General features: G+C 45.5%; 28 protein-coding genes. 16 read left to right on the top strand and 12 right to left on the bottom strand.

Features of this window, described 5'->3' with window-relative positions; genetic code table 11:
• Positions 1-4: 4 nt before the first annotated feature.
• From KSP24_RS21385 to KSP24_RS21375, 3 genes are read left to right on the top strand one after another with little or no spacing between them, the layout of a single operon-like run.
• Positions 5-1,285 (top strand): ABC transporter substrate-binding protein, encoded by a 1,281-nt coding sequence (locus tag KSP24_RS21385; protein WP_216976587.1) that lies wholly within the window; start codon positions 5-7, stop codon positions 1,283-1,285.
• Positions 1,286-1,323: 38 nt separating this feature from the next.
• Positions 1,324-2,208 (top strand): carbohydrate ABC transporter permease, encoded by an 885-nt coding sequence (locus KSP24_RS21380; RefSeq protein ID WP_025678011.1) that lies wholly within the window; start codon positions 1,324-1,326, stop codon positions 2,206-2,208.
• A complete protein-coding gene (locus KSP24_RS21375) occupies positions 2,205-3,032 on the top strand; it encodes a carbohydrate ABC transporter permease (RefSeq protein WP_017425736.1) in 828 nt (275 codons plus the stop codon). Before KSP24_RS21380 ends, KSP24_RS21375 begins: the two co-directional genes overlap by 4 nt.
• A 113-nt stretch (positions 3,033-3,145) precedes the next feature.
• On the opposite strand, the gene KSP24_RS21370 is transcribed toward KSP24_RS21375, so the two are convergent.
• Entirely contained in the window at positions 3,146-3,544 is a 399-nt protein-coding gene (locus tag KSP24_RS21370) for a hypothetical protein (protein ID WP_058831258.1), read from the bottom strand.
• 217 nt (positions 3,545-3,761) lie between these two features.
• Here KSP24_RS21370 and KSP24_RS21365 point away from each other — a divergent pair, with 217 nt between their 5' ends.
• A complete protein-coding gene (locus tag KSP24_RS21365; RefSeq protein WP_013369336.1) occupies positions 3,762-4,808 on the top strand; it encodes a hypothetical protein in 1,047 nt (348 codons plus the stop codon).
• A 297-nt stretch (positions 4,809-5,105) separates the two neighbouring features.
• On the opposite strand, the gene KSP24_RS21360 is transcribed toward KSP24_RS21365, so the two are convergent.
• The gene (locus tag KSP24_RS21360) at positions 5,106-8,393 is read right to left on the bottom strand and encodes a DUF5695 domain-containing protein (protein WP_216976584.1); all 3,288 of its coding nucleotides are present in this window, start codon (positions 8,391-8,393) and stop codon (positions 5,106-5,108) included.
• A gap of 161 nt (positions 8,394-8,554) precedes the next feature.
• On the opposite strand from KSP24_RS21360, the gene KSP24_RS21355 reads away from it, so the two are divergent.
• A complete protein-coding gene (locus KSP24_RS21355) occupies positions 8,555-9,193 on the top strand; it encodes a pentapeptide repeat-containing protein (RefSeq protein ID WP_216976582.1) in 639 nt (212 codons plus the stop codon).
• Between the two features lie 68 nt (positions 9,194-9,261).
• Here the strand turns inward: KSP24_RS21355 and KSP24_RS21350 are convergent, their stop codons facing one another.
• Both KSP24_RS21350 and pdxR read right to left on the bottom strand, forming a co-directional pair.
• The gene (locus KSP24_RS21350; protein ID WP_216976580.1) at positions 9,262-9,690 is read right to left on the bottom strand and encodes a DUF1259 domain-containing protein; all 429 of its coding nucleotides are present in this window, start codon (positions 9,688-9,690) and stop codon (positions 9,262-9,264) included.
• Positions 9,691-9,812: 122 nt separating this feature from the next.
• The gene (pdxR, locus tag KSP24_RS21345) at positions 9,813-11,351 is read right to left on the bottom strand and encodes a MocR-like pyridoxine biosynthesis transcription factor PdxR (RefSeq protein ID WP_216976578.1); all 1,539 of its coding nucleotides are present in this window, start codon (positions 11,349-11,351) and stop codon (positions 9,813-9,815) included.
• Between the two features lie 115 nt (positions 11,352-11,466).
• Between pdxR and KSP24_RS21340 the strand changes: the two genes are divergently transcribed.
• From KSP24_RS21340 to KSP24_RS21310, 7 genes are all read left to right on the top strand, one after another.
• Positions 11,467-12,078 carry a pyridoxamine 5'-phosphate oxidase family protein gene (locus tag KSP24_RS21340; protein WP_025678021.1) on the top strand — a complete coding sequence of 204 codons (612 nt, stop codon included), beginning with the start codon at positions 11,467-11,469 and terminating at the stop codon, positions 12,076-12,078.
• A gap of 235 nt (positions 12,079-12,313) precedes the next feature.
• Positions 12,314-12,916, top strand: a complete 603-nt coding sequence (locus KSP24_RS21335) for a TetR/AcrR family transcriptional regulator (RefSeq protein ID WP_216976626.1) — start codon at positions 12,314-12,316, stop codon at positions 12,914-12,916.
• Between the two features lie 94 nt (positions 12,917-13,010).
• Entirely contained in the window at positions 13,011-13,112 is a 102-nt protein-coding gene (locus KSP24_RS21330; RefSeq protein WP_014599460.1) for a hypothetical protein, read from the top strand.
• Positions 13,113-13,463: 351 nt separating this feature from the next.
• Positions 13,464-13,919, top strand: a complete 456-nt coding sequence (locus KSP24_RS21325; RefSeq protein WP_013369346.1) for a MerR family transcriptional regulator — start codon at positions 13,464-13,466, stop codon at positions 13,917-13,919.
• 40 nt (positions 13,920-13,959) lie between these two features.
• Positions 13,960-15,171 carry an MFS transporter gene (locus tag KSP24_RS21320; RefSeq protein WP_069010958.1) on the top strand — a complete coding sequence of 404 codons (1,212 nt, stop codon included), beginning with the start codon at positions 13,960-13,962 and terminating at the stop codon, positions 15,169-15,171.
• A 27-nt stretch (positions 15,172-15,198) separates the two neighbouring features.
• Entirely contained in the window at positions 15,199-15,627 is a 429-nt protein-coding gene (locus KSP24_RS21315; RefSeq protein WP_013369348.1) for a universal stress protein, read from the top strand.
• Positions 15,628-15,670: 43 nt separating this feature from the next.
• Positions 15,671-17,089 (top strand): aldehyde dehydrogenase family protein, encoded by a 1,419-nt coding sequence (locus tag KSP24_RS21310; RefSeq protein WP_216976576.1) that lies wholly within the window; start codon positions 15,671-15,673, stop codon positions 17,087-17,089.
• Positions 17,090-17,247: 158 nt separating this feature from the next.
• On the opposite strand, the gene KSP24_RS21305 is transcribed toward KSP24_RS21310, so the two are convergent.
• The 4 genes from KSP24_RS21305 to KSP24_RS21290 form a co-directional block, all read right to left on the bottom strand.
• On the bottom strand, positions 17,248-18,042 hold the full coding sequence (locus KSP24_RS21305; protein ID WP_216976574.1) for an SDR family oxidoreductase: 795 nt from the start codon (positions 18,040-18,042) through the stop codon (positions 17,248-17,250).
• A gap of 84 nt (positions 18,043-18,126) precedes the next feature.
• Complete coding sequence (locus tag KSP24_RS21300; RefSeq protein ID WP_025678031.1) at positions 18,127-18,414, bottom strand: DUF1330 domain-containing protein; 288 nt, start codon at positions 18,412-18,414, stop codon at positions 18,127-18,129.
• A gap of 32 nt (positions 18,415-18,446) precedes the next feature.
• Complete coding sequence (locus KSP24_RS21295; protein ID WP_216976572.1) at positions 18,447-18,797, bottom strand: nuclear transport factor 2 family protein; 351 nt, start codon at positions 18,795-18,797, stop codon at positions 18,447-18,449.
• A gap of 88 nt (positions 18,798-18,885) precedes the next feature.
• Positions 18,886-19,797 (bottom strand): helix-turn-helix transcriptional regulator, encoded by a 912-nt coding sequence (locus KSP24_RS21290; protein WP_216976570.1) that lies wholly within the window; start codon positions 19,795-19,797, stop codon positions 18,886-18,888.
• 417 nt (positions 19,798-20,214) lie between these two features.
• Here KSP24_RS21290 and KSP24_RS21285 point away from each other — a divergent pair, with 417 nt between their 5' ends.
• The gene (locus tag KSP24_RS21285; protein ID WP_216976568.1) at positions 20,215-20,781 is read left to right on the top strand and encodes an NAD(P)H-dependent oxidoreductase; all 567 of its coding nucleotides are present in this window, start codon (positions 20,215-20,217) and stop codon (positions 20,779-20,781) included.
• A gap of 135 nt (positions 20,782-20,916) precedes the next feature.
• On the opposite strand, the gene KSP24_RS21280 is transcribed toward KSP24_RS21285, so the two are convergent.
• Both KSP24_RS21280 and KSP24_RS21275 read right to left on the bottom strand, forming a co-directional pair.
• Positions 20,917-21,405, bottom strand: a complete 489-nt coding sequence (locus tag KSP24_RS21280) for a hypothetical protein (RefSeq protein WP_216976567.1) — start codon at positions 21,403-21,405, stop codon at positions 20,917-20,919.
• A gap of 416 nt (positions 21,406-21,821) precedes the next feature.
• Positions 21,822-22,286, bottom strand: coding sequence for an AbrB/MazE/SpoVT family DNA-binding domain-containing protein (locus KSP24_RS21275; RefSeq protein ID WP_013369356.1), 465 nt, complete (start codon positions 22,284-22,286; stop codon positions 21,822-21,824).
• 250 nt (positions 22,287-22,536) lie between these two features.
• Between KSP24_RS21275 and KSP24_RS21270 the strand changes: the two genes are divergently transcribed.
• From KSP24_RS21270 to KSP24_RS21260, 3 genes are all read left to right on the top strand, one after another.
• A complete protein-coding gene (locus tag KSP24_RS21270) occupies positions 22,537-23,466 on the top strand; it encodes a transcriptional regulator (RefSeq protein WP_254207927.1) in 930 nt (309 codons plus the stop codon).
• Between the two features lie 64 nt (positions 23,467-23,530).
• On the top strand, positions 23,531-23,902 hold the full coding sequence (locus KSP24_RS21265) for a MerR family transcriptional regulator (protein ID WP_013369358.1): 372 nt from the start codon (positions 23,531-23,533) through the stop codon (positions 23,900-23,902).
• Positions 23,903-24,142: 240 nt separating this feature from the next.
• Positions 24,143-24,907 carry a MerR family transcriptional regulator gene (locus tag KSP24_RS21260; RefSeq protein ID WP_013369359.1) on the top strand — a complete coding sequence of 255 codons (765 nt, stop codon included), beginning with the start codon at positions 24,143-24,145 and terminating at the stop codon, positions 24,905-24,907.
• An 85-nt stretch (positions 24,908-24,992) separates the two neighbouring features.
• Here the strand turns inward: KSP24_RS21260 and KSP24_RS21255 are convergent, their stop codons facing one another.
• Positions 24,993-25,469 (bottom strand): hypothetical protein, encoded by a 477-nt coding sequence (locus KSP24_RS21255; RefSeq protein ID WP_216976565.1) that lies wholly within the window; start codon positions 25,467-25,469, stop codon positions 24,993-24,995.
• Between the two features lie 90 nt (positions 25,470-25,559).
• On the bottom strand, positions 25,560-26,039 hold the full coding sequence (locus KSP24_RS21250; protein WP_040102158.1) for a GAF domain-containing protein: 480 nt from the start codon (positions 26,037-26,039) through the stop codon (positions 25,560-25,562).
• Between the last annotated feature and the right edge of the window lie 16 nt (positions 26,040-26,055).

Raw genomic sequence — 26,055 nt, 5'->3', positions numbered from 1 at the left:
TTGCATGAAAATGTGGAAAGGTGTATTGAGTACAATGCTGGTTGGCACGTTGTTGGCCGGATGTGGAGCGAATTCTTCAGGCAGTGACAGCAACGGTTCCAGTGGAGACGGAAAAACTGTAAATCTCAAAATGTTTATTGCTCAGCCCCGCTTAAAGGAGCACTACGATAAATACATTAATGCGTTTGTAGCCAAAGAGAAGAAAGATAAAAATATCGACGTCACCATTCAACTAGAGATGCCGCCTGCTGACAATGCCGCACAAATTCTGAAGACAAGACTCGCTTCCAACGATGCACCGGACGTATTCGCACTGCATGCGGTGAATGAAATTCCACCGTTTTACAAAGCGGGATACTTGGAGGATTTGTCCGGTCAGCCATTTGTCAGTAAATTGATGGATAGTGTGAAGCCTTCGGTGACAACCCAAGACGGCAAGGTTGTAGCGGTTCCTTTGGAAACGATCTCCTGGGGCTATTTGTACAACAAAAAGATATTTAAGGATTTGGATTTGAAGCCGCCAGGAACGTTGACCGAAATGAAGGCTGTCGTCGAGAAGCTGAAAGCGAATAATGTGAAACCGTTCCTGTTGTCTTACAAGGAATCCTGGATTCCACAGCTGTTCGTGCCGCTCACAGCAGGTGCGATGATGAACACACAGAATAAAGATTTTATCGAACGGATGAATCAGGACAAAGGTTCTTTTTCCGAAATGAAGAGCATGTTCGATATTATTGATCTGGTGAACAGCAATGGTACAGACAAGGCGCTGGAAATTGGCGGGGATGATGGATCGGCGGCATTTGCTTCGGGTAAAGCGGCAATGTGGATTCAGGGACCGTGGTTTGCGGAAACGATTTTAAAATCTGATCCGAAGATGGAATTTGGAGTAGCACCTCTGCCGATTAATGACGATCCTAATGCGACCCTGATCAATCTGTCCACTTCGACTTCCCTGGCTGTATCCTCTACCAGCAAGAATAAGGAGGTTGCGCTCGATTTTGTTAACTATGTGTTGGACGACAAAGATTCCAGCGCGTTCTATGAAGCATTGAAATTTAACCCCATCTCCAAAGTGCATACGTTTAAGAGCTATCCTTGGGTTAATGATGCTACCGAATATGTGAAAGCAGGCAAGTCGTACCAAGATCCATCAATTCCGCAGGCGGTCAAGGATGAGGCAGGCAAATCGCTACAATCCTATTATGCTGGCCAGCTCTCGCAGGATGACGTCATTAAGGCGCTGGATAAGGCATGGAAATCGTATAACAAAGTGAACAAGTAGCGGTAACCTACAGAATGACATCGGGAGGGAGAGACTCCATGCCTTTTAAAATCTACAAAAAATACGTCATGCTGCTGGCGTTTACTGCTCCGGCACTAATCTTTTACGCCATCTTCCTGCTTATTCCAACGATCAGCGGTATGTACTACAGTTTTACAGACTGGAACGGATTGAATCCCAATTACAACTTTATCGGCTTGGGGAATTTCGTGGAATCCTTGAAGGAAGACCCCGATTTTCTCAATTCCCTTTGGTTTACACTTAAATACGTATTGGTCATGATCGTGCTGCAAAATGTACTTGCGCTAGTACTGGCAGTGTTGATTGAGTCACGCACACGTAGCAAAGGTTTTTTTCGGACGCTATTTTTTATGCCTAATATGATCAGTACCATTATTAGCGCATTTATGTGGACATTCGTTTTTTCCTCCGTGCTACCGCAAATCGCTGAAAAGACGGCCATCGCCTTTTTAGGTCAATCATGGCTGGGCGATCCGAAAGTATCCTTCTTTTCCATCATTATTGTCTCGCTCTGGAATGGTGTGGGATATATGATGATCATCTATCTGGCTGCGCTTCAGGGTGTACCACAAAGTTTGAAGGAGGCTGCTATTATTGACGGGGCGAACGCATTTCAGACATTGAGAAGTGTGACGCTGCCGATGATTACCCACGCGATTACGATCTGTTTCTTCCTGACACTTAACGGTGCTTTCAAGGTGTATGAGGTCGTGTATGGACTGACTGGAGGGGGACCGGGACGCAGTACACAGGTGATTACGATGAACATTTATGAGGAAGCGTTCTCCAACAACTTCCGCTATGGTTATGCGAGCGCTAAATCCGTTATTTTGTTCGCCATTGTGCTAATCTTTACTCTGATCCAACTGCGTGTCATGAAGAAGAGGGAGGTGGAGGCATGAGGCTGAAAAAAGCCAATTCCTTGCTGATCACGCTGATGCTGTGCGTGGGCGCAGTCGTGTCCTTCTTCCCGATCTACATGGCAGTCATTAATTCGTTTAAAACACAGGGCGAGATGTTTGCATCCTTTACGGCGTTGCCGACGAAGCTTCACTTTGAAAATTACAGTCAGGCTTTTCATCAGACCCATTTGCTGAACAGCGCTCTGAATTCCACGATTATTTCTTTTATCGGCATTGGCGGAATCGTGGTCTGTTCGGCACTGGCAGGCTACAAGCTGTCTCGTACAAGTGGAAAACTGAGCAGTGCAATTTTTTTCCTGTTTGTTGCCTCCATGCTGGTGCCGTTCCACTCTATAATGATACCGCTTACACGAATGGCAAAGGATTTGTCTGTTCAAGGCAGTACGTACGGCTTGGCTTTGATCTATATCGGCTTGGGTGTGAACATGGCAATCTTTTTGTATCACGGATTCGTCAAATCCATCCCGCGTGAGCTGGAAGAATCTGCGCAAATGGATGGGTGCAATGAGTTCCAAACGTTCTTTCGCATTATATTTCCTTTGCTGCTGCCGATCACCGTCACGATTGCTATTTTGGATTTCCTGTGGATTTGGAATGACTTTTTGCTTCCACTTCTGATGTTGACGGATGTGAACCATTACACCCTGATTCTCTCGACCAATATGCTGTTTGGAGAGTACAACAAGGATTGGTCGCTTATTCTGGCCGCGCTCGTGCTGACCTCTATCCCGGTTATCCTGATCTATGCCTTCTTTCAGAAATTCATTATGGAAGGCATCGCGGAGGGAGCGGTTAAGGGATAAGGTGGAGACGGTGGGCAGGCGGATGGTACTTCCCATCATCCCCATGACATAAATATCAAAGCCTTCCTATAATTAAGGAAGGCTCTTGTTTTGGAACGACGCAGATCCAACTTTCACTTCGACAAACAGCTTATTATAAAAAATAAAAGCGAAATGATGATCAAAAATAGATAAATACTAGAAACTCGTCTTCCGATAAGAGCTCCAAAGTCTTCAGGATTTTTATAGCCAATGATTAAACTGGGAATAAAAAAAATACTGGATAGATAAATGGTGTAGTGAAACCTAGTATTATCAACACTGTTAGACCAGGCGGGCAATCCTAAAAAGGAAAGCAACTGGTCTCCCAATATGTAATCGCCAAATTCAAAAGAAACAGCCATACCAAGAAGAGATAACAGCAGTGAAAGTGATCCACGGCCTATTTTTTTTCTGTTTTTTCTCACCAATGTAAAGATAATCAGTAAAATTACAATTGCTTGTATGCTGTAGGTCAATATCGTTAAGAACATGAAGTACCTCCTTGAACATCAGAATCGAATGAGCGAATGTCAATTTCGGGAGTGATTATACCATATTTTGTAATACCTTCATATACATTTCAATACGGAGTTCGATAGCGCAGGGGTCCATTTGGATCAAGTGAAGCAACAGTGATCGTAAGATCAAATGGAACGCGGAGCGGCCTTAGCCATACAATATTTCATCTGAATGTAAAAGGAGATGATTATGTTGGCTACCTTCTCGGCCGCGCTTCAAGTAAAAAAGCGGATGGCCAAGCGTGTCTTGAAAATGTCTGGTGTCCACGGCATTGGCGTAGGATACAGGGACCCTGCTCATCCCAAAAGGGGAGCCGCTGTCATTGTGTACACGGATCGTCTAGCGTCGGCTTCTACTGGACTCTTGTCGGCCACTGCCTTAGGAAAGAAATCGAACGTTCCTATCCGAATTGTAAAGACTGGAAAGATCAGAGCTAATGCCACGGACTACAGAGTGCGCATCCGCCCGGTCATCGCCGGCTACAGTGTCGGGACGATTGAAGGTTCCGGTACAACCGGACTCATCGTTTCCCCAACTGGAGAGCCGGCTACACGTTATCTTTTTAGCAATAACCATGTCCTCAATCCTTCCAATACAGACAATCGGGAAGCTACAATTCAACCAGGCGGAGCCGATGGGGGGACGGTTGCCCAGAATCGTATAGGACGACTGTATCGTTACGTGCGCTTAAATCCCACCGGAACGAACCTGATTGATGCAGCGCTTTCGCTTCCGACCCGCAATAACCTGCTCAATCCGCGTTATGCTACAGTGGGAGCCATTCCGGGTCATGTTACCGCTTATCGCGTAGGAGAAAAATTGAAGAAGGTAGGGCGTACAACCGGGCGGGTTAATGGCACGGTAGAGTCCGTCTATACGGACCTGCAAATCAATTATGGGGGAGAGTTGGGCTTACTGACCTTCGAAGATCAGACGGTTATTAGAGGTACAACTCCTGTATCACTACCCGGGGATTCCGGCTCTGTATGGCTCAGACAGTCCGATAATTATGCAGCCGCGGTCAACTATGCAGGCACGGCAGATGGTCGCTTATCCATAGCCTTTCCGGTACAGTGGTTCATGCAGGTGTTCAACACACGAGTAGCCCGCCCCAGCGGGGCAGGCAGGGTGCTCAGAGTAGATACAGGATCTTCCCCTCGCTCCTATACTAGACAACTCACCAGTGAGGAACTTGTTCGCTTAAGACCAAGAACGACACGCATTAGACGGAGCTAATTCCTCTGCTGATGGAAAAGCTGCCGCTGATTGTTTCGGTAAAGTGGTCGCTTTAAGAGGTTCCATAGGAAGGCTCGCTTCGGAAGCATCATCTCCCCGGATTTCTCCCCTGATTACAGAATTAATATAAGAAATCCGGGGCGGAGGCGATGGGAAGCATCAGCAAAAGTAATTCACGTTACCAATCATTTACGACGCAAATGTTTCACGGTATAAATCATTCATAATACCAATTATTCACAATCTAAAACGTTAATGGCATGAAATGAATGCATAGGTGTATTTTAATCTGCCCCCTCAGCATATGCTTGGAACTCCCACATCATGGGCTGTAATGGTGCTGCTTGCCGAGGCCAAGCTCCTGATTTCCTGAGCGGTCAGAGCCCTGTTGTAAATGATCAGCTTATCTACCGCACCATTCAGATAAGGATCATCAAACTGGGATTTCCCAATGTAGTTCCAATCTGTCAGTCCAAGGCTGGAAGGCTTCAGCGTCATATTCGTGTTACGGGTCGCCTCTATACCGTCCACATACAACATTCCTGTAGTGCCTGACAGAGTCACGGCAACATGCTTCCAGACCCCTGTCGCCAGTTCAGGGGCGTTCAGTTGTTGTTCCTTTCCGTTCCCCGAAACAGTGATGGCAAAACGCATACCTGTCCCTTCGGCCTTCGGGGTCAAAAACATATACCGATCTGTTCCTGCTCCAAAATCAAACAGACGAGCCCAGCCGTTATGCGTGTTCACTCGTACCCACGCGGCAATGGTAAAGTCATTGAGGCTGCTAACTATTCCGCTGGGCAAGCTGGCATAGGCGTCTGTACCGTTAAGGCGCAGAGCATTGCCATTCCGTCCCGCGCCCCACGAGCCGCCATTTACACTGGCCTGCTGCCCATAACCTGACGAATCGGCTGCGGTTGATCCGGCCGTTTCGTTAAATTCATAATGGGCTATAATGTCCCCAGCGGGAGCCGGATTGCCTGTACTGGACTGAATACGGATATCGTAGTTGGCTGCCGTATCGATATTCAGTCTGGCAGTAGTCGCAGCATTGTTAACAGCTGTGACTGAGCCGGTTTTTGTACCGTCTACCAATACGTCATACGTACCTGCCGCGAGTCCAGTTATCGTAACAGCAGTCGTATGAGCTGTGTCTGGTGTCGTATTTTTCAACATCAGGCGGATGTTGTTCTTGGACTTGGATACGATGGCCAAGCTATATTGATCCCGGTTCAGCTCCAGACTCAGCTTCTGGGTGATCAGATGCAGACGTTGGAATACGCCGTCTTTTGGAGTAATCGTATAGCTGTTATTGCTTTCAGTAACGTCACAGCCATAGCCGAATAAGCCGAATATCGGATCGACAGCAACATCGGAGCTTAGGATTTTAATGGCTCCAAACAGCCCCAGATCAGCTTCCCCGGACATGCCGCGCCATCCGTTAAACAGAGGGCCGCCGTCCAGACCAAGGGCTCCGTAATTGCCCTTGCCTGCCTGATATGTCCACGATACTGCCCCGATATTGGCAGGATCAGAGCTGATCTGTCCCGAATTAATCGCCCCGATGTTCGCCAGCTTGGCGGCATAGGATAGACGCTGGTCCACTTCGGGATTGGACGAATAACGACGTGTCCAGTCGTCCATCGCATAGCCCGCTAGCGAGGTGGTGTACTGGAAGTTCCACCAATTTTCTCCGGTGATTGTGACCGGATCGGCGTAATAGTACCAGATAGGCATATGACCGCGTGCAGCGCGTGTTTTGGCATTGATTTTACTCATCATCGTCGTATTGCCGTTCATTTTGGCAAGTGTATACACCGCCTCTTCGCCTGTATTGTCATAGTTGTACTCAGAGCCATAGGGATAGGTGGTGTTTTTGAAATTGTTGTACTTGGTAGCCATTTTGGCAATCATGTCGTTAGCCTCAGTAGTCAATCCTTCTTCCTGAAGCGCCTTAATTATATCCGGTGTGGTCAGCTCACCCATAAGCCCTGTGTTCCAGTTATAAGCAACAGGACCTTCATACAATGCTTTAAAAATACGGTAAGCACGTAGCAAATATGTGTTTTTGCTATTGCGATAGCTGATCAGGTTGGGATACAGCTTGGCAAGTTTATACATGCTGAAAAACGTATTATAGATGTGCGGATAGGCATAGCCCCGGTACGTTGGTGTCGTATTAGGCTGCGGCATCAGGAAATCGGGGACCAGATAATCGGTATGATGGCCTTCCATCAGATTCGTCCAGATAGCCACCTCCAGATAATCATCGACTGCCTTGATCTCAGAGGCCACGGGCTTCTGGACATTTTTCTCCGCCAGAAACTGGCCGTGAGTTAATCCCCAATCATCGCCCCAGCCCCAGTAGCCGGCAAAGCTGTTGCGTTTGGCCTTATATTGCATCATCCAATCGTCAAACACCTTGTCCCTCAGATCGCTAGGCACATTCCATTGCGTGCTGTTGACCATGAAAGTGGAGTGACGCTGAAGTGCAGTGTCAACCGGCTCAATGGCATAGAACTGGAGAACGGTTTTTTCGCCGTTACCGTAGTTCACCGTAATATTGTTGTGACCCAATCGTCCTAGTGTAAGTTCATATATTTTGTGGTTTGTAGGGGCATTTTCCAAATAGTTGATGGTCGTTTCGGAGGGATACTGCGCTGTGACAGAGGTAATGGATTTACGGGTATGCAGATCGAATTTAGCCTTGAGATTGGTCGGGACAATCATCCCAGGAACCACAGTCACATCCACATGTCCCTCGCTGTATAGCCTGTCCTTTACAGCCTGCTCGTCTGCTACCTTGTAGAATTTAAAGGCATACGTTTTGCTTTCACCAGGGGCCAGCGACAGACTGGTGCTCCCGAGATAACCACGGTTGGTGCTTTTGATGACATTGGAGTGGATATAGAACACATTCAATCCCTCAGACCAGCCACCTTGCTCCATAGCCCATGTACTGCCTGGATGCTCCTCGACTCTCCAGTGGTCCTGATACTCGAGACCAGCACCCATTGAGGCATCGGGCATCAGCAGGATATACGGTCCGATGCCGCTAGGCCGTCCAGCGGTAATAAAGGAGCTGTGGTGACCTACAAAGGAGTGAGAGAGTACCCTGGTTTCATAGATTTGTTCGTTATTACCGCCGGACCAGTATTCGTTAAAAGGTAGCGGCAGCCCCCAATCTCCAATTTCCAGTGTTTGATTAGAGGTATTCGTTACTTTCATTTGCCAATGTAAATAGTCGTTAACCAACGAATAGGTTTCATGTAAAGTGAAGTTGCGTATTCCCTGATGGTTTGAGGAATTTTGATAGGACACCTGGACACTGTTACCAGAAGAGGTGATCTGGCGCGCATCTGCAGAATTGCTTGTCCACGCCCGAGTCCAGGCCCCGTTACCGAGACGATAGGTGAACATAAGTTCACCCAGCCACTGATGATCTGACGTATTTTGCTTAGGTGCGTTGGAGCCGTTCATGACATAATTCGTATTGAAGGTGTCTCCTGTCAGACGTAAGGAAGAGATATCCCCATAATTCCCGATCGAGATGGAGAATATTTGATTAGATAGCTGTACTGCCATGCTATCAACCTCCTAACAAAGGTTCGTGAGTGTACTTCACATGTTAATATATGTGTCAAAAATACTTTTGCTACCTTATGCGTGAGAATTAATAGAAAATAGATTCATATAGATTCATATAGATGTCCTAGAAGTCTATTCATAGTCGAGGTAGAGGTATCATGAAAAATAAAATGGAGTCACCGAAGATTCCTGCGGACTTACCCATATTAAGTGAAGAAATACGCTCCATACGATCCAAAGACGAACTTAGTGTGGGGGCAGTAGAGGAAATCATTTTGGACAATATCGAAGCAGTTAAAGTTTCATTAGAGAAGATGACTTTTAAAAATGTAACTATCACAGAATCGTCATTGCCAGAAAGTGAATGGACAGACGTCATTTTTGATAAATGTGATCTGTCTAATGTTAATTTTTCCGGTTCCTTTATCCATCGCGCAGAGTTCAGAAATTGTAAATTGCTTGGAACGGATTATTCGAGAAGCAGATTCCAAAACGTTCGTTTTCTGGATTGCTTAGGGGATTATTCGATGTTCCGTTTTGCGAATTTCAAGCAAGTTGGTTTTGAGGATTGTTCTTTGATAAGTGCAGATTTTTATCATTTAACGCTACAAAAAACCTCTTTTGCCCGTTGCAATCTGGATCAAGCCATCCTGTCGGGGTCCAAGCTCAAGGGGGTAGATCTCAGTGATTGCGAATTTGATGGAATACAAGTGGAGATAGAAGATTTGAATGGCTGCATCATCTCACCGCATCAGGCTTCATCATTTGTGGGCCTTTTGGGGCTAGTGATCAAATAAAGGGTTCAGGGCAAAGTAGCATAACAAAAAAAATCCGCCTAAGCGGATCTCTTGCATTTATTAATAGCTTATTTTTTTTGAATAACCGGCCGTACAGGCTTCGTTGTCAAGACATTAAGCGCGTCACGCACTTCTGTGGCAAAAACAAGCGGCTTTTCTACTTTTTCAAAGTGGATGTACCAAAGGTTGGGGTTATCAAATAGCCAGTGATTGTGCAGTGCCGTCACTTTGATATCATGTTTACGAAGTCGAGAAATAAACGGATTAATTTCTGCGGTTAAAATCACGGTTTCACCAAGACATAATCCTTTTCCGTTACGGCCAATACTTTCGAAAGAAAAAGCTTGGGGTATTGCAAGAAAGGAGCTGGTCCTTTTCCCCAAAATGATTGGCTTGATGTTGTTTCTGACTGCAGATGCAGTACAAACTCCGTTAATGATCTGAGGTGTTGCTTTTAATATATCGGCAAACCGTTTACAAAGTGGACTAACTGCCATTTCTCTCACTCCAAATCTTTTAAGTTACTAGCATCATATGAAAAAGTAAGGGAATGGAAAGGGCAAGTCTTCTTTATCGTTAGTCTAATTTGCTATATATAAAGTGCGAATGGAGCACCCTTTTAAAGCCTCAGCTTTGCTCCGTGATACTCATGTTTGATACGGTCCCAGGCCTGGCGCAGACGCGTAACACCTTCGATAATCTGCTGCTCCGTTAAGTGAGCAAAGTTAAAGCAGGCTGAAGGAGGTCCTGGTGTTAGTTGGTAATCAGCGGCATCACGCCATGTGACTCCATAAAATTGTGCTGTCTGCATCAAATGATGATACGGGGCAGGTCCATGCTTCCAGATGGCATAGGCGTGTAGACCACAATCGTTCTGATGCCAGTGAAACAGCTCACTCAACGGCTGTATTTCATGCTGGAATACGTCGTAGCGTGATCTGTATATTCGAGTCATCCGCCGCAAATGACGAATGTAGTCTCCGCGTATCATAAAACGTGCCAGTGCACGCTGTTCCAAACGGGCAGGCGGCAGGGGATCGTATAGTCGTTTGGCAGCAGTCAGTGCTTGGGCCAACTCCACAGGCAGGATGGCAAACCCAAGTCGAAGGCTGCTGAACATACTTTTGGAAAAGGAACCGACATAGATGACACAATCCGCGTGGTCTAATGCTTTTAACGGTTCAATAGGGCGTCCCGCCCAGCGGAATTCACTGTCATAATCATCCTCAATAATCCACGCCCCCTTGGACGCTGCCCATTGCAAAATATGTTGACGGCGTGTTAATGGCAATACAGCACCGGTTGGAAACTGCCGTCCAGGCGTAACAAACAGGAGTTTGGCATCCCAATCCTGTGGAATAATTCCATGCTGATCCAGTTCAGCAGCGTGTATCTGTCCGCCTGAGGCAGTTACTGCACGATAGATGCCGGAATAACAGGGATTTTCCAGTACAATGTTATCTTGTTCATGAATAAGCAGCTGACTTAGTAACGTGATCACTTCCATGGAACCGCTGCATAATACGACTTGATCCGGGGTAGCCGTAATACCGCGTGTTCTGCCAACATGATGGCAAATTGCTTCACGCAGCCAGTTATCACCGTTTACTGGTGCAGGCATCGAGTCATCCGAGGGCTTCTGCAGATCTTTGCCGGCGGCAACCAATGCACTTTTCCATGCGATCTGTGAGCTGCCCTCCAATATAACTTCTTCTGCTTGAAAAGAAATCAAAGGCTGGTGTGCACCATCTCTATCTGTAGCATACACAGGAGTCGCGTATAAGGCTCGTTCCCTTTCGATCTGCATTATTCGTTGTCCCCATGCTGACAGAGCAGGGGCTTTTTGTTTTGTATAAGGCGAGTTTTGGTTTTGCTGGTCGATTAGAGATTCGTCTGGCAGCATTGCGGTCTGTTCCATAACAAAGGTTCCTCTGCCTACTACCGAATTCACATATCCTTCTGCCAACAGCATATCGTATGCTTCTTTAACACTCCCGCGCGAAATTCCATACATCACAGCCAGATCGCGACTGGAAGGCAGGCGCGTACCGCTGGCAAGGGAGCCAGTGAGAATTCCCTCTCGAAGAGCGTGATACAATGCCAAGTATTTCAAATGATATGTTTGAATCGCACGTTGATAAGCAATCGTAATGTCCATACTTTTCTCCTTATATTGGACCAGTCATTTTCGTTTATATTGGGTCTTTTTAATAATCCATTTTCAACATAATCTGAAATGTATTGTTGGTCAATAGATGGAAGGAGAGATCCCTATGAGAAGAAAAGAATTTACAGTGGCAGAACTAGAGGAAATAGAGCAGTTTCTAAGCGAGGTCAGTTTCGGATTTTTAGGCATGAACAGCGAGGATGGTTTTCCGCGTGTGGTTCCCTTGAATTTCGCTTATGGGAATGGCGTTTTTTATATTCATGGCAGCCGTGCTGGAGAAAAAATGGAACGAATGAAAGAGGATAACCGGGTTACTTTTTCAGCTGCCAAAGAGTATGCGCTCATTCCATCTTATTTTACAGATGAACATATGGCATGTCCTGCGACTTCATTTTTTAAAAGTATTACCGTGCGTGGTCATGCGGAGCATGTAGTGGATTTGGAAGAAAAAGCATCAGCATTTTCCATTTTTATGAGTAAGCTGCAACCGGAAGGCGGGTATGACACGATTGATGCCAACGATTCTCGGTATGCCTCACGTTTGAAAGGGGTCGCTCTGATCAAAATTGTACCCGAGGAATGGACCGCCAAGTTTAAATTTGGCCAAAATGTTAAAGATCAGGAGCGCCAGCAAATTATCGACGGCTTGCAACAACGGGGGCTGGATGATGATCTGATAACAATTGAAATGATGCGTAAATATTGTCCTCATCATTGATATATGTATAACGCCAATATAAAAATTTGATTTCGATATACTCACTCCTGCTCGCTCATCCGTCTAATTGGTTAATTATACCTTGAAGGGGGATGCCCTTGATTTTCCAAAACTTTCAGTCCTTCTGTATTAGGACTTTTGAAGGACAGGTATATATCATCCTCAAGCCCGTTGTTCTTACTGCAAAGGAATTTTATAATACGATAGATTTGTGGCGTAAGGGGGCAAGACCGTGATGAGAGCGGGAGTCAGAAGTCGGGAAAGTCGACGGTTGTTACTGGAAGCGGGGGCTGAAGAGTTCGCTCAGACGGGGTTTTATCAGACAAAGGTAAGTTCGATCGCGGCGCGTGCAGGATTGACGCAGCCGGATTTTTATATTCATTTTGAAAGCAAGGAACAGATGTATGAGGAGCTTGTGGAGAGCTTTCGTATTTTGGTGAATGAGACAGTACAGAGCATGAAGGTAGACCCGGATCAAAGCGAGACTGAAATTTTGAGACGAGGACAAGTGTTTCTGGAAGCTATTTTTCGCGTGTTGTCTAATAATCCGGCGATCACTCGTGTCGGATTTTACCAGGCAGCAGACTCGGTGCGCATTAAGGCGGAAATGGCAGAGCACATCAAAAAACATCTGATGGCAGCACAACGATGGGGTTCCTGCCGTGAGGAACTGGACCCTGAACTGACAGCAGAATGCGTGATCGGTTTGATAGAACGGCTGACGTTAACGAAATTGCTGCCTGGACGTGAAAGCCCATCTGTACTTGCCAAGCAGGCACGAAACCTACTGTATCGTGGTATGCTGGCATCCGAAGGATACGGAACCGTAGAATCTTAACCCACATTTGGGCGTCAGGCGCGGCATTTGTCCCTATCATGGACGGTAACATAAGCATAAGATGCTCTTGTAAACCATGAAGGGAGGAATCACCATGTCTGGAGTAGGCGCTGGTTATGGAGCTTTTACATCTACAGGAGCGATTCTGGTACTTTTCATTCTGCTCGTTATTATTTCCAAAGCATTCGTTATCTAATTCTCAGCTCAAGAATTTGATTTCGGGCGATTTGTTCTAATCGACAGAAGGAGGAGGAATTCTAAGATGGGTGAAGTAGAAAGAGGTTGTGGTTGTGGCGGTTACGGCATGTTTACTTCCACTGGTGTTATTCTGGTACTCTTCATTTTGCTGGTTATCATCACACGTACTATTTTCATCTAAAGCGATATTCATGGGCTTGAGCGCCGATGTTTCGGGTCTATGACCATGCAATCCCAAATAGGAATCGCCTCTAACAGAGGCGGTTTCTTTTTATTTTAAAGTTTACGTTGACGTTAACGTTATATAGGCGTAGTATTTATATATAATCTTTTTCATAAGGTGGGTGTCATGGTTACGTATAAAATTGATGAGGTCGCGAAACAAAGCGGTTTGACCAAGCGAACTATTCGTTATTATGAGGAAATCGGCTTATTGCCCTCCCCGCAGCGCAGTGAAGGAAATATGCGGCTGTATACGCAGGAGGATGTGGATCTACTAAAAAAAATAGTGAGTGCCAAGGAAGTGCTTGGTTTTTCTTTGCAAGAGCTTCAGCGTTACATGTCCGCAGCGGAAATGCTCAAGGGGCAGCGGGAGGAATATCGCGAGCGGACGGAGCATTTGCAACCAATTGAGCGACGGGCCATGTTGGAGGATATGGAACGTACGCTGAACGAACAGTTGGAATTAATGGAGGGGAAAATCAACAGTATCCGTATGCTCCAGACTGAATTGGAAGAGCTGCGGATCAGGGTTCGTGAACGCAAAATCCTTTTGGATGAGGAACTTGAACACGACCCATCATAACAAGAACATTTACATTCAGATGTGGAGGTAACATCATAATATGAGTTCACAACATGCATTACCTGAAGAGTTAAAAGAACGCTCAGGCTTGCTGTCTCAACCTAAAGCCGTATGGGCGGTCGCCTTTGCTTGTGTTATTTCATTTATGGGTCTGGGATTAGTCGATCCGATTCTTCCGGCCATTGCCGATCAGCTTCATGCTACGAAAAGCCAAGTGTCATTGCTGTTTACCAGCTATAATCTGGTGACAGGCGTTGCGATGCTGATTACGGGCGTCGTATCAAGTCGATTGGGTGTCAAATGGACGCTACTAACCGGGATTTTATTTATTATTGTGTTTGCCGGATTGGGCGGCACGGCCAATACGGTTGGCGGAATTGTAGGCTACCGAGCAGGCTGGGGTTTGGGGAACGCTTTGTTTATCGCAACAGCGCTGTCTGCGATTGTAGGTCTGTCTACTTCTGGAACAGCTAAAGCAATTATTTTATATGAAGCGGCCTTGGGCCTCGGGATTTCAGTGGGTCCGCTGCTGGGCGGTGAGTTAGGCTCCATTTCCTGGCGTGGTCCGTTTTTCGGTGTAGCCGGACTGATGGTAGTGGGATTTTTGTTCATTACGTTTATGTTGCCTTCGATTCCAAAGCCCAAAAAACGTGGCTCCATTGCCGATCCGTTCAAAGCGCTTAGTTATCCAGCTTTACTCACGCTCGGCATTGTGGCGTTGTTATATAACTTTGGATTTTTTACGTTGATGGCGTATTCTCCATATGTAATGCATTTAGACGAGCATGGTTTGGGTTACGTGTTTTTTGGTTGGGGAATTATGTTGGCCTTTACCTCGGTGTTTGTGGCTCCAAAGATTCAAGCACGCTTGAGCGTGGTATCTTCCATTAGTATCATGCTGACGCTATTTGCCATTGATTTAGGTGTTATGGCGATTGGGACGGTAGCTGGTTCGCCAACGACTGTCATTGTCGCCGTCATTGTAGCTGGTATTTTTCTGGGGATTAATAATACATTGATTACAACTGCTGTTATGCAGGCTGCTCCAGTGGAGCGCTCGACAGCATCTGCGGCCTACAGTTTTATGCGTTTTTTGGGCGGGGCCATTTCGCCGTGGCTTGCAGGGAAGCTGTCAGAGTGGTACTCAGCAGAAACCCCGTTTTATTTTGGAGCATTGATGGTACTGATTGGTGTAGCTGTGCTGATCGTACGTCGTCGACATATGCAGGACATTCAGGTAGATGCACACTAATATTGAACTTCTGGGGAGGAAAAGAATATGAGCGAATTCAAACAGATTCTGGTCGCGATTGATGGTTCGGAACACGCTATGAAGGCATTGGAGACAGCCAAAACGTTGTCCAAGCAGCTTCAGGGGAACCTGCATCTGACCGTATTGCATGTAAATCCGACTTTATCCATGAATGAGCCCCCGGTTGGGATTGATGTGGATGAGCGGATCGAAGAGGAAGGTCGTCATATTCTGGAGCCTGCAGCCGACTATTTGAAGGACGAGGGCATTTCGTACCGTATGCTGGCGGGTCATGGTGATCCGGCGAGTGTTATTTGCGAGAGTGCAAAGCAGGAAAAGGCGGATATGATCATTATGGGAACACGGGGACAGGGACTTGTTTCGGAGCTGATCCTGGGTAGTGTGAGTCATCATGTGATTCAGCATGCACCTTGTCCAGTACTGACGGTAAAATAGATGTTAAAAGGAACATTGATATAGAGAAAAGGAGGAAAAAAGCATGCAGCAGCATTTATTTATTGGTGGTGAATGGCAAGTAGCTTCATCATATACGACACTGAAATCACCGTATTCTGGGGAAGTCATTGCTGAGGTGGCAGAGGCCACTGCTGAGGATGCCAAGACCGCTATTCAGGCCGCATCTGATGCACGTGCAGAGATGCGGGCCATGCCAGCGCACCAGCGGTCAGCTATCTTGGAGAAGCTGGCTGACCTGCTGGAAGAGCGGCGTGAGGATGCAGCACGTATTATTGCACGCGAAGCGTCCAAGCCATGGAAGGCTGCGCTCGCGGAAGTTGATCGGACCGTGCAAACCTACAAGTTCGCAGCCGAAGAAGCCAAGCGCATTCACGGGGAAACCATTCCGCTGGATGCAGCACCGGGCGGTGAGGGCCGAATGGCCTACACGCTTAAAGAACCTGTCGGGGTAGTAGGAGCTATTACACCATTTAACTTCCCGATGAACCTGGTCGCTCATAAAGTGGGCCCTGCGCTGGCAGCAGGCAATACGGTCGTATTGAAGCCTGCGGAGCAGACACCGCTGTCGGCTTACTTGATCGCGGAACTGCTGGAGCAGGCCGGGTTGCCTGCGGGCGCTCTTAACGTGATCAGTGGCGATGGTAAAACCATTGGCGACGTACTTGTCACTGATCCGCGCGTTAGCTATATCACTTTTACCGGTAGCCCGGCGGTCGGTACAGAAATTCGCTCCAAGGCTGGCTTGAAACGGGTCACGCTCGAGCTGGGTTCCAACGCGGCTGTTATTATTGACCGTGATACGGATGTGGACGCGGTCATCAACCGTTGTGTAAGTGGAGCCTTTGCCAATCAGGGGCAGGTATGTATCTCGGTTCAACGTATTTACGTTGTCGATGGGCTGTATGATACATTTGTATCCCGATTTGTAGAGGCGACTCAACGTTTAAAAATTGGAGATCCGCTAGACCCGGACACGGACGTATCGGCGCTCATCTCAGCCAAGGATGTCGAGCGTGTTCGTGAGTGGCTGGAGGAAGCGGTCCAAGCAGGTGCGAGGATCGCTCTGGGTGGCCATGCTGAAGGAGGGATTCTGGAGCCAACCGTATTGCTCGATGTGGACCCGACTTCCAAGGTATCCTGCCGCGAAGTGTTTGCCCCACTTGTGCTGATTCATTCTGTTAGCTCTGTAGATGAGGCTGTGAATCATGTGAATAATTCAATTTATGGCTTACAGGCGGGAATTTACACACGTAATATCACGACCGCGCTGGATGCAGCGGACAAGCTTGAGGTGGGAGGCGTGATGATCAATGACATACCAAGCTTCCGTGTTGACCATATGCCGTATGGCGGTGTGAAGCAAAGTGGCACCGGACGCGAAGGTGTAAAGTACGCTATGGAAGAAATGCTGGAAACCAAGCTGATCGTTATTAAACGGTAAATAGCTATATAGAAGCCTATCTGATGGACATAGATAATACATTTTACGTATGTCTGCTCATTAGATGGGCTTTTTTTTCTCATTATTTGCGCGAATGTCAGATGAAAATAAAGTGTTAGACTGAAGAATATTTGGATAAAGCGTATTTAGCTTGAGTTTTAGACCGTTGGAACTGTTCCACCGTCAATATTATATTCACTTCCTGTAATAGAAGCGGCCCGGTCGGATACCAGAAAAGCAACAAGCTCAGCAATTTCTTCTGGTAGTCCTGGAAGACCAATTGGAATTCCTCCCAACGAGTCCATTAGTTGCTTTAATGCACTTTCTCGGTCGCCTGTCGTCTCAGCAATCCGATCAATCAAACTTTGTGCTGCCTTCGTTTCGATAAAGCCTGGCGCAACTGTATTAATACGAATGCCTTGAGGCGAAAACTGCTTGGATAATCCTTTGCTGTAAGTAGTTAAAGCTGCTTTGGCCGCAGCATAAGCCAATGTTGCATCATATAGAGGCAAGCGACGTTGAATAGATGAAATATGAATAATAACACCTGAACCCTTTTTCACCATAGCCGGCAGCAGTCCACGGTCTAAACGAACGGCAGCAAACAGATTGGCGTTAAAAGTTTGCTGCCAATGCTCGTCCGTCAAGACAAGAGCTCCCCCGGATGGGGCGGACGAGCCTCCAACATTGTTGACAAGAATATCTACACCGCCTAGGCGCTCAAGAACGCTGGTTACCACTTTATCTACACCTTCAGGCATACTAATATCGGCTGGAATAAATAGATCCGGATTTTCTAAATTTACTGGAGTAGTTCGAGCCGTAGTAATTACAGTAGCACCTGCAGCCGTAAGTCTCTTAGCAATAGCCTCTCCCATTCCTTGGGTACCGCCTGTGACCAAGGCCTTTTTGCCTTTAAACTCACTTAAAATGCTTTCTAATTGAAAACTCATGTGAATAATTCCTCCTAATTTTGACAATGTGGTTGAGAACTACCTCTGGGTATCTTCACTCCGAGTTCACTTGTTTTGCGAACCTTACACACTATCGACAATGATACCCCGGTACCGCCCTCCGCGCAGTCGATGCTTTAGGGCTTTTTGATAGGCTGGACTAAAGTACCAAGCTTGTGCTTCCTCAAAAGTGGGGAATTCCAAGATGGCCAGCCCTTCAATATCGGGTCCTTCGAGGACCTGGTATGCGCCATACATTGCTAGGGGGGTGACGGAATGTCCCGCCAAACCTGCCGGTGCCAACTGAGAATAGAGTTGGAGTTCAGTTTGATCGGTACTCTGTTCACGTATAAAAACAACATAAGCGGGCATATACGTTTTCCCTTTCTTATTTTTTAATTTCTTTATGGAAGTGTAATAATCAGTTCTTTAATTTTATTGTTGTTTACTAGAAATTGATGTTTAAGTAGGAGTGGGTCGGGAAGATTCGATTTATCAGAGTCTCCGTCTACTTTCGCAATTACGACGATGGTATTATTAATGTCATCCATATCCACGATCTCGAAGGTGACATTCGGCTCCAATATTTCTGCTTCACACCATGATTTTATGGCTTTCATACCTTTGATTTCGCGATGGTTATCCAAGATCAACGCATCTTTATCGAAAGCGGATGTAAATGCTTCAAGTCGGGATTTGTTCGCTGATGTAAAGTAAGTTTCTACTGCTGGTGGCATGGATCTATGTGAATTCATTGATTCTTCAACCTCCTATGGTGAGTATGTTGTGAGCGATAACTTCAAACTCATCATAGCAGTAATAATATGACTACATGATGTCATATTATAGAGGATCATTTAAATTTCTTTTCATCGTTTCTAAATGAGACAATATTCTTGTACGTACTTGTTCGGGGCTAACCTCTATAAGGAGGGGACCAAAGGACAGCAGATAACTGTCCAGCCAATTGCCTACAGGAAATTGTGCCGTGACGGTATAAGAGCCGTCTTCCCTCTGAGTAATTGTTTTCTCGGCAAATTCATCGTATACGCGGTAAGCTCCTTGAGCAGAAATGTGAAGAGTTACTTCAATGGTATGAAGCAAGTCGTTCATCTTTGTATCTGTAGATGCCACGACTGTTCTTGGCTCATAACTAATTTCGGTAACTACAATCTCTTTCATTCGGCTAATCTTAAATACACGATAACTTTCGGTATTTAAACAGTAACCTTCCACATACCAGGATTTATCTTTAAACAAGAGCTTGGTAGGTTCGATGCTACGATAACTCTGTTCCCCGGCGACGTTATAATAGCGAAACTTTATAACACGGTTTGTGATTATTGCGTTGCGTATAAGAGTGAATAGCTGTCTCTGGCTGTTTTGGCTTCCCCATGGCGAAAAATCTACTTCGATCCAGTTTCCCATTTCTTTTTTAAAAAGCCTACTCAACTTGTTTAGCACTTCTTCTACCTGTGGGATGGTAGCTGTAGCCACACTCTGAAGGGCCATTAAGATATCATCTTGTTCCTGCTCGGACAGTAAAGAGGTGTTAAAGACATAACCCTCCATCAATGATATTCCGCCACCTTTGCCTCTACTGCTGTAGATGGGAATCCCAGCTGCGCTTAAGGCATCTATGTCCCGATAAATTGTTCGTGTGGAAACCTCAAAATGCTCTGCCAATTCATCAGCAGTCACTTTTTTCTTATGGAGTAACATATAAACGATTTCAAAATGTCTGCTTAATGGCATAAGCTTCACCTCACTCGGTAGCATACACCTTATAACATGACATTATAAAGTCATATTAAGTGATTGCTCTACATCACACCCTAATGGGCATCAACTGGGGGACTTTATTTACTTTGAACAGCGATAATAACACTGCCTTGGATCAGATCTTTTTACAATCTTTTATATAAAGTTGAACCAAAAGCACTTGCAAAATAAAAAGGAATAAACTATACTCAGACCAGTTAGTTAGTGATTGATCAATTACTAATTGATTAACAAGCAACGAGGTAACATTCATGAGCAAGAGACTGCTTCAAGTTTACTAAACGTATCTTTATTGGAACTATAGATTGATAAAGATTCAGTTAGATGAAGAAGTATGAAGTTATGTAATTGATCAATCACTCATTTTATTTGTAAATGGAGGAGAAAAAGATGAAACATCTTATTATTTACGCGCATCCATCTGAGGGAAGCTTTAATCATGCAATTTTGACCTCTGCAGTGGAGGGGCTAAAGCAAAAAGGACATGATGTGGTGGTTCGTGATCTGTATGATATCGGCTTTCAACCTGTAGTCAGCAGTAGCGAGATTATTGGAGGAATCGGAGAAGATATTGTGCGGGAACAGCAGTTTTTGCAATGGGCAGAGGTGATTACCTTTATTTATCCGATTTGGTGGACGGGGATGCCAGCCATAATGAAAGGGTATATTGACCGCGTATTCTCTTACGGATTTGCTTACAAATATGTAAACGGGGTGCAGATAGGACTGCTCAAGGGGAAGAAGGTCATCATCCTCAACACACAAGGGAAATCACATGCGGAATATGCCAGCAATGGCATGGATCAAGCACTTCGCTTGACGTCCGATAAAGGTATATTTGAATATTGCGGACTTGACGTTATGTATCATCTATTTTTCGAGTCGGTACCCCAATCCGATGAAGATACACGTAAAGAGTGGCTTTACCAGATTGCAGACATGGCCAGCAAGGCTTAATGAAAATGTGTTCTCAGGAAAGAAGGCAACGCGTGCATCTGTAGGCGTTGCCTTTTTGCTCGCTGCAATATTGAATGTGTTCCAATCAACACTCGCTCATGGCAAGCATCAATTTGCTACACTAAGGGATGGGTATTAGTTTTTCCGATTTTTCCGATTAGCACTATGAGATCCTCTGGAGGGCCATTGTGACCCGCTTCCCTGACCGCCACCTTGCCCATGGGGAGGCCACCACTGCGACCCACCGCCCTGGCTGCCGCCTTGCCCATGAGGAGGCCACCATTGAGACCCACCGCCCTGGCTGCCGCCTTGCCCATGAGGCTGCCAATGCGATCCACCACCTTGACCGCCGCCTTGGCCACCGCTTTGTCCTGCAACAGAAGGCATACTTGGATAGGGACCTTGTGCCTGACTGATTTGAGTAACGTCAATATAAGACTGTGTACCGTTAGGATATAGCACTAACATTGATTTATTTACGGGATCTACGCTTTTTACGTAAGCAACAATCTGTTGACCATTCACAGTAAATATCCCCCATAAATTAACAAAATTACTCACTTCAGTAGTGGTTGGAAAAAAACCAACCGGTCCCATCGAACGATTAGAAGAATGTTTTGACAAGGTGTGTATCTCTCCTTTAGATTGAATTTTGTGACATCATATGTGCAAACGTACTCGTTGGAATGGGCAATGTTCCTTTAAGATATTTTTTTAAAACTCACTGTCCCCAAAAAGCATACCTTTACGGGTAAAGCATTTGGATGATTGGAAATAACATTAAAATGAATAAATAAACGAAATGACCTTCTTTATATAGAGGAGGTCATTTCGTTTAATTTAGGCGTTACCATTAATTGGCATTGTCTTCTTAAATAAGGCATAATCGCTTGCAATTCATCCAGTGGTTCTTTATACCTAGTATTGAATTTTCGCATATGCGTTTTGTCGGTTAGCTATGATGCTGCGTATCACGGTTCAAAATTAGCTGTACATGATGAAATCTCTGGTGTATACCTATGTAGGATAGCAAGCTGTAGTTATAGCAATTTTTTGAGCTGGGATATACGGGCTTGGGAAACCTCAAGCATTTTGGCATATTCGTGCTGTGCTGCATTGGGCTGCTTTTGCATTAATTCTTTGAGACTTTCAATCATCTGCTGTGTTGATCGCCGTAGACGTTTGGGCTCTTTATTCGACCGTTGTCCGTTGGCTAAAGCTGATTTGGCTGGTCTCAGGACAGGACTGAAATTTAACCCCTTCTTTAAACTTTCAATACATTCTTTACAAATAAAACTGTCTCTAAAATAAGTCAATTGTTCTGCTGAACCACACATTTTACACGTCACCCCGGTATATTTTCGAAAGGCGAGAATACCAGTTTCCTCATCTGCGAAAATCTCAACAGGATCACCCACATTAAAATCCATAGAAATTCGCATTTCTTTGGGAATGACGATACGGCCTAACGCATCTAGGGGACGTGTCATACCTGTACTTTTCAAATGATAACCTCCTTTTTTATATCCTTATAATACTAAATAATTATGATAAAAAAGAATAGGCTTAGAGAAGCAATCGCATATATTAAGTAAACTGTTGAAAAGTATACAAGTAATTCCCATAATATGTTTGTTTAATGGTGGAAAACGTGTTGAGGAATTATAGGGGATTGCCGATATATATTCAGAATCAATATTCTAGTTGGCAAAGAAATTTTTAGTAATATACGTTAAGGGGCTGTGGAAATTACATATGAGAATATTTCAGTTTTGGAAGAAAAATAAAAAAACTGTGGTGGCAATCAATTTGGACACTGCTATTCCTGCAGCCATTATAAAGGTTGGCGGATTAGTAGATCAGCCAGAGCAGTTCACCGCCGAGGCGAAAAATTCGGCTGCTATGCTGGGAGAAGAGGCATTGCCTCTATTCCCGCGTTATTTTTTCGGGACTGAGTTGCAGAAGCCAGAGAGTTTGGCGGGCAAGTACGAAGGTTTGGGTGACTGGCTGCATATTCAACAGGATGCTATTTTTGAGATTATCTATAATTACAGGGAAAAGGCGATTCCCATGCTGTATGAGGTGGCGTTCGGGGTGTACGATTGGACGCAGTATAAGGCGGTGCGGATACTAACTCGGTTAGCCCGTGAAGGCCTTCAGACCGACCAGATTGTGGACGATATTATCAGCCATGTCGACGATTTTCGTTATGAGGCACAAATGCCTACATTCTATTTTCTGTCCGGACTGACGGGCAATAAGAAAGTTGCCGCGTTGCTGCAAAGGCATTTCCTTGAGAATCTGGAATACGATCCGATTGATGCCTTTGATATTTTCGAGAATTTGCACCGTTGTTCGCCTGATGTTGCCATGAGACATGCCGATTTTCTCAAAGCCATTGCCCGTGGTGAAGGCCTAGAAGGCCGCTCTCCGTTACTGGACGGAGCGATAGGGACTACCGATGAGAACGGCAAGCAAGAGTACCACTGGCCTGATGATGAACCTGTCGAAGAGCACCACCAATTACGAGCGGCCATATTTTATTACCAGTTGAATTCTCAGGATGAGGAGGTCAATCGGCTGTTGGATCAATGGGAAGTGAGCCATCCGGAGGAGAATGTAAGGAGTTATATTGGGAAATTGCGAGGGGAAGGACAGGGAGAGATTTTGCACTCTTTTCTATGAAAACTTATACTTATCGTTACAGCTGACTTGAAGCGAAAATACAAGAACGAGGAGGGGATCAACCATGTACTCCATTAAAGAAGTTGAAATCAGGAGCGGATTGCCCGCATCTACCCTTCGTTATTATGAAAAAGAGGGCATTCTACCTGATGTCGGTCGGGATGAAGGTGGGAGAAGGGTATATACCGAGAAACAAATGGATTGGATCAGGTTCCTTATGGCTATGAAAGACACAGGAATGACCATTGAAGAAATTAAGGCATACCTTGAGCTAAATGTAAAAGGAGAAGCCACGATCCAAGAGCGAAGAGATTTCCTGGTTGCTCACAAAAAGAAAGTGGAAGAACATATGGCACAAACGCAACACAATTTGGAGAAAATTATTCAAAAGATAGCTTACTACGATCATGTGGTCATGGGAAAAAGCTTCTCTTAGTAGCCAGATCGAATTGAATATATGAAGCCCCCAGCCTATTTGAAATACGCTGTAGGGCTTTTTTTGTATAGATATCTAAAGATACCTGCTGTAGGCCGCAAGTATGAAAAATCGTTGGCAATTAGGCGGTTCACAATGTGCTTACAGGGTAAAAGTGTAGTACCAAGGTGGGGAAGTGGGGGTATTGACTCTCACGCCACGTGAGGCTGTAGATTGTGAAAGCAAGGGAGGTGAAGCGGAATGGCTTATACGGTTAAGGAAGTATCTAATCTGTCGGGAATCAGCGTTCGAACTTTGCATTATTATGATGAAATTGGATTGCTGAAACCACATCATATCGGAAATAATGGATATCGCTATTACGAACAGGAACAACTGTTGAGGCTTCAGCAAATCATGGTGTACAGGGAACTGGATTTGCCTTTATCCGAAATTGGCAATGTGCTGGAGCAAACCAAGGAACAAAAGGCTGAGGTTTTGCAGGTGCATCGAGCCAATATTGAGGCCAAGGTCTTCCGCTTGCATACTCTCCTTCAGACCATCGACGAAACGGTGGCTCATTTGAAAGGAGAACAAACGATGGAACCAGAGCAAATGTACCAAGGGTTTAACCCGGAAAAACAAGAAATGTATGAACGTGATCTGACGGAACGTTATGGTTCACAGGTCGAAGAGAAGGTTCAGGAGAGTAAGACTGCGACGACGAACTGGAGCAAAGAGGATTATTTGGATTCGCAGGCAGAGGCAGATCAGATTCATCGGGAGTTGGCTGAAGCCATGAATAAGGGATTGAAGCATAACAGTGTAGAAGTACAGGCGCTGATCCGCCGTCATCTTCAATGGGTAAGCCGATTTTATACCCCTACAGCAGAAATTTATAGCGGGCTGGGAGACTTGTATGTAGAACATGAGGATTTCAGTAAAATGTATGAAGGCTATCACCCTGGGCTGGCTGAGTATTTGCGAGACGGAATGAAGGAGCTGGCCAAGCGGGAATTAACCTAGCAATAGCTGATGAAAGGGCTATAAGTAATATGAAAAAAGGGTGAACACGACGGCCTGCTGTTCACCCTTTTTTGTGTAAAGCAGCTTACATGCCGCTTGGTGCTGTTCTCATGCCTTGTTGACTGCTGTTTCCGAACTGTTGCATGTTACTACTGCCTGCAAAATGTTGTCCGGTCGTCCCCATATGTTGCGGAAAGTTGTGATTCATGTGGCTTCCTGCACTAAAGGTGGATGGTTGCATACTGCGAGAAGCATAGTTATCGCCAAATCCAGGTTGAGTCATTTGGCTGCTTGAGCGGATGGAGTTTTCCAATTGGCTACACAGTTGAATGACTTGCTGGTATTGCTGCATAGCTTGCTGGTGATGCTGAATTGCGGTTTGAATCATTTGAGCTGCGCTACGTTCGCGTTGCACTAGGCTTTCAAGGCTAGATGCGTTTTGTTGCTCTTGTTGCAGCAATTGCTGATACATAGCAGTTCCTTGCTGTGTTTGTTGTACCAATTGCTGCATAATTTGTTCACATTGATGAAGTTGTTGTTGTGGAGCCATGTTGTTGAACATTGATCATCAATCTCCTTCGCCGGATAGTTTAGGTTTTAGGACCCTCATATATTGTGGCGAAGGAAGACTATATATATGCACAATTTTTGGTTACAGGCTGGATACCAGAATAGCCGTAAATTCCTCTAGGAATACACGATCTTCTTGATCAAATCGGTTTTTTAGCGGGCTGTCAATATCCAGCACTCCAATCAGCTCATCGTTTTTGATTAGAGGGATAACGATTTCGCTATTGGAAGCAGCGTCACAGGCGATATGTCCTGGAAATGCATGTACATCGTCTATGACAAGTGTTCGCCGTTCAGCTGCTGCGGTACCGCAAACACCACGTCCCAGTGGAATCCGTATACATGCGGGTAAACCCTGGAAAGGTCCTAGTACAAGCTCAGTCCCATCATAAAGATAGAAGCCACTCCAGTTCACATCTGGAAGAAAGTGACCCAGTAACGCTGAAGCGTTCGCTAAATTGGCAATCCTATTGGATTCATCGTGAACAAGTGCCCGGAGTTGTCCGAGAACGGATTCGAATTGTTCCTGACGTGTTCCTTCGTAAGGGATAGTTTGAAACATGTAGAGTCCACGCTCC

The sequence above is a fragment of the Paenibacillus sp. AK121 genome, assembly GCF_019042715.1.
Taxonomy (GTDB): domain Bacteria; phylum Bacillota; class Bacilli; order Paenibacillales; family Paenibacillaceae; genus Paenibacillus; species Paenibacillus polymyxa_C.
This window is presented reverse-complemented; position numbering and strand designations above follow the sequence as displayed.